Origin of the sequence: Paenochrobactrum sp. BZR 201-1 (assembly GCF_044987585.2) — a bacterium.
Taxonomy (GTDB): Bacteria; Pseudomonadota; Alphaproteobacteria; order Rhizobiales; family Rhizobiaceae; genus Paenochrobactrum; species Paenochrobactrum pullorum.
This window is the reverse complement of record NZ_JBJDRZ020000048.1, coordinates 1-8,424: the sequence shown is the minus strand read 5'-3', so window position 1 is coordinate 8,424 and position 8,424 is coordinate 1. Positions and strand designations below refer to the sequence as shown.

Below are 8,424 nucleotides of genomic sequence, written 5' to 3'. Positions count from 1 at the left end.
TTTGAACAGGGCATGAGCTGCAAAATCTGTCGCATCTCTAATTTGCCCAAGTGTCGCATCTCTATATAGCTGTTATAAATATGAATTTGATAAGATGGATTATGGAACGGAATTTTCCGATATAACTAAGTTTCAATGTTTAGCGCATCCGTTCTACCTTACCCAGTAATATAATATCTCTTTTGTTGTCTCGAATTATCTTAGACTAAGTTTTTTGCTGTATTAACAAATAAACTTATACGTATTAGTGAGAACCTCTTTTTTACATAGTCATGCTAGCGGTCGTTCTGAATTCGCAGTTAATCATACTATATCTTATGTCAAGATTCTCCGTCAGACGCAAAAAAATTTCAACCAACACACATGATGCCCGTCAGGTGAAAATGGCGATCTGTCTTTTGCACAAAGCTCGCACAACCTTGATCGCTTGATCGTCGCAAGGGTTAAACAGTTGTGTGATTTTACTATGATCGGCCTCCCCCGTTTAGCCATGCTTTCCTGAAAATGCAGGGTATAGGGGCAGTTCATGAATGTTTACTTTTTAAATGGATAATGATCCTAAATAACTAGTTATTTTCCTTAAAAATTTTAGCTTGTACTTGCAACCAAGAACGAAATTCCGTTAGCAGCGGGTCGTTTAATTTTTCTTGGGGATAGGAGAAGAAATATTGTCCACCTCCAGAAACTGATAATGATGAAAGGATCTGTAACTGCCCAGTTTGCAATTGATCAGAAATTAGAAACCGAGGCAATAACGCTACTCCGATGCCAGAGCAGGCAGCACTTATCAACATTGATTGAATATCAAAGCGTGGGCCCCGCATGACGTTCACATATTCAATGCCGGCGGCTGTGCACCATAACCGCCATGCGTCAGAGCGCGTTGCCAGATGCAAAAGGCGTAGATTTACGATATCCTCGGCAGCAAGCTTCTTCTTTCCGGAAAGTAATTGAGGGCTGCCTACTGGAACCAGCATTTCATCAAAAAGATAATCAGCATAGGTACCAGGCCAGTCCGGTTGGCCGAAATAGAGCGCGCCGTCTAACGCAGTCTCGCTAAAGAAAAAGCGAACGCTTCGTGCACTGACATTAACTGTTACTTTCGGATGGCTCGCATAAAAGCTTGGAAGACGAGGTATGAGCCACTGTGTACCAACGGTTGGCAATGCGCCAATTTCAAGAACTGTCCCGTCTGCTTCATAACCCATGACCTCAAAAGTATCTCGTTCAAGTGTCTTGAGAAGGTGAACTACTCTTGATGCATAGGCTGTTCCAGCATGTGTTAATACTATTCTTTTTTTAATTCGGTGAAAGAGTCGTACTCCAAGCTGTTGTTCTAATTGAGATATCTGTCTGGATACTGCGCTTTCTGTCAATGATAACTGATCAGCAGCACGCGTAATGCTTTGGTGATTAGCAGCTGCGTTGAAGGCGGTCAAAGCTGTCAAGCTAGGTAACTTGCGTCGCATAGTTAGTTCCAAAAACTCAAGATGTCCTCGATATATATCGTTTGCTCAATATGCACAAGACACCTTACATTTAAAGCAGATACTCTGTGTGTGAAGTTGGAACGGATAGAAAATATACGCCTCTAGCGGTGATACTTTCTAGTTACACCCGTTGAAGCCCCTGTTGAAATGGGGGCCGCTATTTTTTCCACAGGCATAAGGAACACATAAATCTGTTTTGGGAGGGCAGAATGGGTGTTAATAAACTTCATGATGAGTTTCATACAATAGATATGAACAATGGTTGGCAGTTGCCAGATGGCTATGATCCAGAGTCTGGTGCTTTAGAAAAAATTCTTTCAGGCGAATTGGACACGGAAAATAAAAAAGGCAGCAGAACTCGTCTTTTGAAGTTTCCGGCAGGATTTTTTTCAAGCAAGCCGATCGTACATGATTATTGGGAGGAGGTTTTTCTTGTTAGCGGAGATTTGACAGTCGGTAATGATGCAGCCGGCAAAGGAGGCACTCCCTTTTCAGGTTATACCTATGCTGTCCGGCCGCCAGATGCTTGGCACGGGCCATTCAAGTCTGAGCAAGGCTGCCTTTTGCTCGAAATTCACTATTTCGATCCGGTCTAAGATATGAGGAAAACTATATCAGAAGCGCTTGCCGAGCTTTCATCAGGTAAGAGCACAAGCACAGAATTGACGCAACTTGCTATCTCGCGAATTCTGGATCCGTCAGGTGAGGGCTCGCGTGCCTTTATCGGAGGTGTTCGTGCTTCGGCAATCGCGCAGGCACATGCGGCAGACCGTACTGACATGTCAAAATATAGCAGGACGCTTGCTGGCATACCTCTGTCGATTAAAGATTTGTTCAATGTGCGCGGCGACATCACAAGAGCTGGCTCTCGTGTATTGAGTGAACATGTGGCAGATGATGATTGTACGGTCACACAGCGGCTGCTTTCCGCAGGTGCCGTTCTGATTGGCCGAACGAATATGTCAGAGTTCGCTTATACCGGCATAGGCATCAATCCACATTACGGAACCCCGCTTAACCCTTGGGACAGAGCAACCGGTCGGATACCGGGTGGCTCCTCTTCAGGGGCTGCTGTTTCAGTGGCGGATGGCATGTGCATCGCAGCAATCGGAACAGATACCGGCGGCTCGTGCCGTATACCGGCAGCACTTTGCGGGTTGGTTGGCTTCAAACCGAGTGCCGGCACGATCTCAAGCAATGGTATTGTGCCTCTGTCGCCTAGTCTAGACAGTATAGGCTCCATTGCCAATTCAGTAGAATGCTGTGCGATACTAGATCAAGTTTTGCGTGGTGAGAAAATTAGCTCTCTCCATACTGCATCGGTTTCGGGGCTTCGGGTGGGGGTTCCCGCTAACTATATGCTTGATGATCTGGATGATGAGGTCGCCGCAGCGTTCTCACAGGCCCTGGAACAACTGTCCGCAAGTGGTGCGGTTATTTCGAAGGTACATTTTAAATCGCTCTCCAGACTTGGAGAAATGATTTCTAATGGCGGCATAGTTGCTGCAGAGGCTTATGCATGGCATCGGGATTTATTAGCAAAACAAGCAAATTTGTACGACCCTCTTATTCGAAAGCGCATCGAGGCTGGTAAGAGCATCACAAAAATAGAATACTCAAAACTTTTACTCAAGCGGGAAGAACTCTCTTTGCTTTTCGCTGATGAGTCATCTGAATTTGATGTATTGGCCATGCCCACTGTTCCCATTGTTGCGCCTGCGATCATGACTTTGGCTGATGAGGATGAGTATTACCGCATAAACAAGCTGCTTTTAAGAAATACCTCGCCGGCCAATATGTTCGGGAGCGGCGCTATTTCAGTTCCCATTCATTCCAGTGAAAAAGCCCCTGTAGGACTGATGTTAATGGGCCATCGCAATGCAGATCGCCGGCTTTTTGAAATTGCTCAAGGCGTATCAAACATGTGTGCGCACTACGTAATGTAGCGCATTTCGGAGAAATACAATGAAATTTGAAATCGAGAGTCATGAAGGCTCTGAAAATGTTGATATTCCGGTACGCAAGTTGATTATTGCCGGTTGGGCCGGACGTAATCAGGCAGCAATTGAGCATCATATTGTTGAATTGGAAGCTTTGGGTATTAAAAGACCCACTAGCACTCCGCTCTTTTATCGCGTGTCTGCATCGCGGCTATCTCCGTGCCATGTTTTGGAAAATTCTGGACCGGATAGTAGTGGTGAAGTCGAATATTTCCTGATCAGGCACTCAGGTAAAACTTATGTCGGCGCAGCTTCCGATCATACTGATCGCAAAGCAGAAGCAATTGATGTCACTTTATCCAAACAAATGTGTGACAAGCCTTGCGCATCAAAACTTTGGCCGCTGGCTGAAGTTCTGCCCCATTGGGATCGTCTGCTTTTGAGCTCGCGCATTACAGAGAACGGAGAAGCGGTCACATATCAGGAGGGAGGTATTAAAAACCTTTTGCATCCAGATGAGCTGCTTTCAAAAATGTCGGGTTATGAGACCATTGAGGATGGTACGGTTCTTCTTGGCGGCACACTTCCTGTTATTGGCTCCATACGTCCAGCATCGCGCTTTGAATATCAGCTGTATGATCCGGTTTTAAAACGCACGATCGCCAGCAGCTATGATGTTCAGGTCATGCCGGTGCGCGCCTGAAAACTTCTTATTCATTGCATAATATAAGGATATCGAGGGAAATATGAAAAAAGAACCCCATCCAGTAATCATTGCTGGGGCAGGACCGGTAGGTATGATTGCTGCAGCAGATCTTGTTCGTCAGGGAATTCCGGTTCTTGTACTAGAAAAACTCAGCGATCTGAGCACTGAATCCCGCGCATCCACGTTTCACCCACCGACTTTGGATATTCTTGAGGATCTGGGTTTTGCTGATGCACTGATTAAACAAGGTTTGAAAGCGCCGACTGTTCAATATTGTTCATCTGAAGATGGTGTTCTTGGAACATTTAATTTCGGGGACATATCCGACCTGACCCGTCATCCTTTCCGGCTTCAAGCAGAACAATTCAAGCTGACACGCATTATTCTGGATGTCTTGCAAAGTAATCCGCTTTTTTCCATCTCTTTTGATAGTGAAGTAATTTCTGTTTCTCAAGATGAAGACAGTGTACGCATTATCGTGCGTCAACATGGTCTCGATCAAGAGTTGGATTGCTCTTGGCTGATTGGTGCTGACGGGGCAAACAGTATTATCCGACGTGACCAGAATATAGAATTTGAAGGCTTTACTTGGCCAGAGCGGTTTCTGGTTATGACAACCCCGGTTGACTTCGAAATGTTGCGTCCTGGCTTATCGTCTGTGACTTATGTGGCAGACTCGGAGAGATGGTATTTTCTTCTACGTATCTTGGGCGCTTGGAGAGTAATGATGCCGGTTCCTACGGAAATGAGTGATGAGGAAGCAACGTCCGATGCTTATGTAACCGCTTCGTTAAGACGGGTTGTGCCAGATCATATGGACTGCCCGATTATGCATAAAACTTTGTATCGGGTACATCAGCGTGTTGCGGCAGAGTTTAAGAAAGGGCGCACGTTTTTGGTTGGCGATGCTGCGCATATTAACAATCCGCTTGGTGGTATGGGGATGAATGGTGGTATTCATGATGCGATTTGTCTTACCAGCAAGCTGGGACCTGTAATCAACAAAACTGCTAAATCGTCCATTCTTTCTGACTATGATCATCAGCGCAGAACAGTAACTCTTGAAGCAATTCAAGGAGATACTATTCGTAATAAAAGAAACCTTGAAGCGAAAGATGAGGCTGACCGGTCTAGATTCCGTAATGAGATCAGATCAGCAGCGAATAATCCTGAATTGGGACGAAAACTTCTGCGACGCATAGCAATGTTGGATTCGTTGGACCGTGCTGATGCCTTACTTGCAGAGGCAGCCGAATAATCTAGGTGGCTAATATTCGTCTGATGATTATAGAGCAATAATTAATTATTCAAAATTTTATCAATAATAAAATAACGGATGAAAATTCGTAAACAGATAGAATTTTGAACAAAAGGGAGGAATTACAATGAAAAACTTAATTCTAACACGCAGAAGAATGCTCCAGACCATTGGCCTCGGAGCGGCTGCCACAACAGGAATGCTTGGACATGAGGCGGCGTGGGCACAGGTAAACCGTTCTGGCGCTGGGGGGCTTGCACCACCATCTAATGGATCATTTCTCATTCCTATTATCCAGAAGCTGGAACTCGATAAACAAAATGGCTTGGATTTCGATGTAAATCTGTACAGCGACCCTTCTGTTTTATACTCTGATCTGGCTTCCTCACGTACGAGCCATATTTTCGGAGCCATCTATAACTGTGCGAATTTTTATGTACGTGGTGTGCCACTCCAACTGCTATTTACGATTTCGACTGCTAACCATGCTTTCATCAGTAAGGATCCGGCAATACGCACCCCGCATGATCTTGAGGGTAAAACAATCGCTGCTACGACGAGTTCCGGCTTTTATGGTATGGCGGAGCTCTTTTTAAAGCAGAATGGCCTTGATCCTCGCCGCAATTTGAATCTCATCAACTCGCCACCTTCATCAGTCCGTACGCAGTTACTGGCTGATAAGGTCGATGCAGGGCTGCTGTTTGATCCGGCTTTGTCTGAAATGCTGACACATGATTTCCATATGGTTGGTGATATGAATGCCGGTATCCGGCAAGCCCTTTCGATCAATTCGGATGCGCCTGTCTGGTATTTAGGAGCATATGCTCAGAAGGAATGGATTGATGGGAACCCTAAGCGGGCAGCCTCAACATTAAAAATGTGGCAGGAGGCTGCAAGTTTTTACAATCAGAAACCGGATGAGGCTGATGCGATCATTTCCGAATTTACACGGGTACCATTAGAAGCACTTGCTTTGAGCCGTAAATTCGGGATTACGCAGTTCAAGATCGAGCCAGCGATTGAACAAAAAGATAATATAAATGCACTTTTTCGCGGCTTTAAGGATGTAAATTTTCTGACTGAATTGCCTGATGAAGGCATTTATTATGATTGGGGGGCGACGAATGAGTAATTCAAACAAAAATGTCGCTTCTAGAGCGCTTGCAATCGAAACCATGCCAGGAATATCCAAAATGTCGTCATCTAGACGATATATGTGGCTTCAAAGTATTTGGCGGCAGGTACTGCCTTTTCTTGTAATAGCTGTGATTTGGCAAATTGCAGCCCAGTTTTCAAAACCTTATCTCTTTCCGGGTTTACAAAGCGTCGCTTTAAGTTTCTGGAATATTCTGACTAATTGGGATCTGCTTTCACAAGGCTTGATCACATGGACAAGGCTTATCCTCGCGGTCTCTGCATCCTTGTTAATTGGTATTCCCATTGGCCTAGCCATGGGATTGTCGCGTAGAATCGATGAGTTTTTACGCCCTCTCGTAAAATTTATAATGGGGATACCAGCTTTAAACTGGGTCATTATTGTAATCATCTGGTTTTCGACGACTGAGTTACGCATCGGTTTCGTACTGATTATGTTGTGCACACCAGTCACAATTTACTGCGTATATGACGGGGTGCGTGCAGTAGACCGGAAGCTGACCGACATGGTGCTCGCCTTTGGCGCAGACCCAGTTCAACACGTACGTCTGTTGTTATGGCCTTATGTAAAAGCATCTGCCTTCACTGCGGCCAAGCTGAATGTAGGTAATGCTGTGCGTACAGTTATTGTTGCTGAACTGGTAGGAGCCTCTTTTGGTATCGGTAAAGAGCTGGATTTGGCTAAGAATGTTTTTGACATGTCTGCTGTTCTGGCTTGGACGTTATTCCTTGTAATGATGGCACTGGTTATGACGTACGCGATTGAATTTCTTGAGCGTATTGCTCTGCGTTGGCGTGACGATAATCGGGGAATTAACTAAAATGGGGAATGGAATGTCTGCTTCACCTTATGAAAGCATGCCTAAACTCGTTATTGAAAATGCAAGAAAGAGTTTCCGCCAGACTAATGGCGGAGAATTCTCCGCTATTGCTGATCTGAGTTTTTCAGTTCAATCTGGAGAGTATGTGGCGATTGTTGGACCGACAGGTGCGGGTAAATCCGTGTTGCTTGATTGCCTTCTCGGCTTGAAAAATCTTGATAGCGGCCAGATACGAATTGACGGACAAAGAGTTGAAAATTTTGTTCGTAAAAAGAAAGGGCATATTGCCCGAATTTTCCAAGAAGACCGTCTTCTGCCTTGGCTTTCTGCCACGGATAATGCGGCATTGGCACTACGGATACAGGGAGTGGAACAACAGAAACGGCGAGATATAGCAGCTAAATGGCTGGATGCAGTCGGGCTAAGTCAGTTCAAAAATGCTCTTCCGAGCGAATTGTCGGGGGGGATGCGACAACGCGTTAATATTGCCCGTGCATTTGCTGCCAATCCTGAGCTGGTTCTTCTCGACGAGGCGTTCAGCGCGCTAGATGACGTGACTGCATCAAGGTTGCGACAGGATTTCAAGACCCTTGCCCATGAACAATCTACAACGTTTCTGATTGTTACGCATAGTATTGATGAAGCAATTTTTCTTGCAAACCGTATACTAGTTTTTGGTGCTCCGGCAAGATTAATGGCTGAAATACCAGTTCCAACTGATGCTCATAAAGACCGATTCATATCAGACCGCATCAAGGAAGAGGTTCGAAGTTTTATTACCGCCGGCGCTCGAACTAACTAAACACGGACACTTATATTTTCTAAAGGTATCATTGGACTTATTAAAATAAGGCCTGTTAGTTTAAATAATTGACAGGCATTATTTTGAAACAATAACTTGGTCTAAATTCGTTTTATATTTATCAAATTAGTAACCGCCTATGACCGGAATAACTGCACCTGTTATATAACTTGAACATTGGACTTGATGTGGTGGACGGCCTCCTGATCCGCTTTTGTGCGATAGTGTGGTTGTTTTTAAAAGCCACCAAGG

The 8,424-nt window shown here is 44.9% G+C and carries 8 protein-coding genes; 7 read left to right on the top strand and 1 reads right to left on the bottom strand.

Translation table 11 applies throughout. The features are described from left to right. Positions 1–566: 566 nt before the first annotated feature. Positions 567–1,469 (bottom strand): LysR substrate-binding domain-containing protein, encoded by a 903-nt coding sequence (locus ACI0FR_RS16345; protein ID WP_374834737.1) that lies wholly within the window; start codon positions 1,467–1,469, stop codon positions 567–569. A gap of 230 nt (positions 1,470–1,699) precedes the next feature. Here ACI0FR_RS16345 and ACI0FR_RS16340 point away from each other — a divergent pair, with 230 nt between their 5' ends. The 7 genes from ACI0FR_RS16340 to ACI0FR_RS16310 all read left to right on the top strand — a co-directional run bounded on the left by ACI0FR_RS16340 (position 1,700) and on the right by ACI0FR_RS16310 (position 8,172). Then, on the top strand, positions 1,700–2,086 hold the full coding sequence (locus ACI0FR_RS16340) for a cupin (RefSeq protein WP_374834735.1): 387 nt from the start codon (positions 1,700–1,702) through the stop codon (positions 2,084–2,086). Between the two features lie 3 nt (positions 2,087–2,089). Beyond that, a complete protein-coding gene (locus ACI0FR_RS16335; protein WP_374834733.1) occupies positions 2,090–3,436 on the top strand; it encodes an amidase in 1,347 nt (448 codons plus the stop codon). A 19-nt stretch (positions 3,437–3,455) separates the two neighbouring features. Next, positions 3,456–4,133: a DUF2848 domain-containing protein gene (locus ACI0FR_RS16330; protein WP_374834731.1), complete on the top strand. Its 678-nt coding sequence runs from the start codon at positions 3,456–3,458 to the stop codon at positions 4,131–4,133. A 43-nt stretch (positions 4,134–4,176) separates the two neighbouring features. Continuing rightward, positions 4,177–5,394, top strand: a complete 1,218-nt coding sequence (locus tag ACI0FR_RS16325; protein WP_374834729.1) for an FAD-dependent oxidoreductase — start codon at positions 4,177–4,179, stop codon at positions 5,392–5,394. A 127-nt stretch (positions 5,395–5,521) separates the two neighbouring features. Further along, positions 5,522–6,526 carry an ABC transporter substrate-binding protein gene (locus ACI0FR_RS16320; protein WP_374834727.1) on the top strand — a complete coding sequence of 335 codons (1,005 nt, stop codon included), beginning with the start codon at positions 5,522–5,524 and terminating at the stop codon, positions 6,524–6,526. Continuing rightward, positions 6,519–7,370, top strand: coding sequence for an ABC transporter permease (locus tag ACI0FR_RS16315; RefSeq protein ID WP_374834725.1), 852 nt, complete (start codon positions 6,519–6,521; stop codon positions 7,368–7,370). Before ACI0FR_RS16320 ends, ACI0FR_RS16315 begins: the two co-directional genes overlap by 8 nt. A gap of 13 nt (positions 7,371–7,383) precedes the next feature. Continuing rightward, positions 7,384–8,172 (top strand): ABC transporter ATP-binding protein, encoded by a 789-nt coding sequence (locus tag ACI0FR_RS16310; protein ID WP_374834723.1) that lies wholly within the window; start codon positions 7,384–7,386, stop codon positions 8,170–8,172. Positions 8,173–8,424 lie beyond the last annotated feature (252 nt).

What these genes read in the sequence shown, in the direction of transcription:
- ACI0FR_RS16345 (WP_374834737.1), bottom strand. Translation starts at nt 1,469, where the DNA reads ATGCGACGCAAGTTACCTAGCTTGACAGCTTTGACCGCCTTCAACGCA.
- ACI0FR_RS16340 (WP_374834735.1), top strand. Translation starts at nt 1,700, where the DNA reads ATGGGTGTTAATAAACTTCATGATGAGTTTCATACAATAGATATGAAC.
- ACI0FR_RS16335 (WP_374834733.1), top strand. Translation starts at nt 2,090, where the DNA reads ATGAGGAAAACTATATCAGAAGCGCTTGCCGAGCTTTCATCAGGTAAG.
- ACI0FR_RS16330 (WP_374834731.1), top strand. Translation starts at nt 3,456, where the DNA reads ATGAAATTTGAAATCGAGAGTCATGAAGGCTCTGAAAATGTTGATATT.
- ACI0FR_RS16325 (WP_374834729.1), top strand. Translation starts at nt 4,177, where the DNA reads ATGAAAAAAGAACCCCATCCAGTAATCATTGCTGGGGCAGGACCGGTA.
- ACI0FR_RS16320 (WP_374834727.1), top strand. Translation starts at nt 5,522, where the DNA reads ATGAAAAACTTAATTCTAACACGCAGAAGAATGCTCCAGACCATTGGC.
- ACI0FR_RS16315 (WP_374834725.1), top strand. Translation starts at nt 6,519, where the DNA reads ATGAGTAATTCAAACAAAAATGTCGCTTCTAGAGCGCTTGCAATCGAA.
- ACI0FR_RS16310 (WP_374834723.1), top strand. Translation starts at nt 7,384, where the DNA reads ATGTCTGCTTCACCTTATGAAAGCATGCCTAAACTCGTTATTGAAAAT.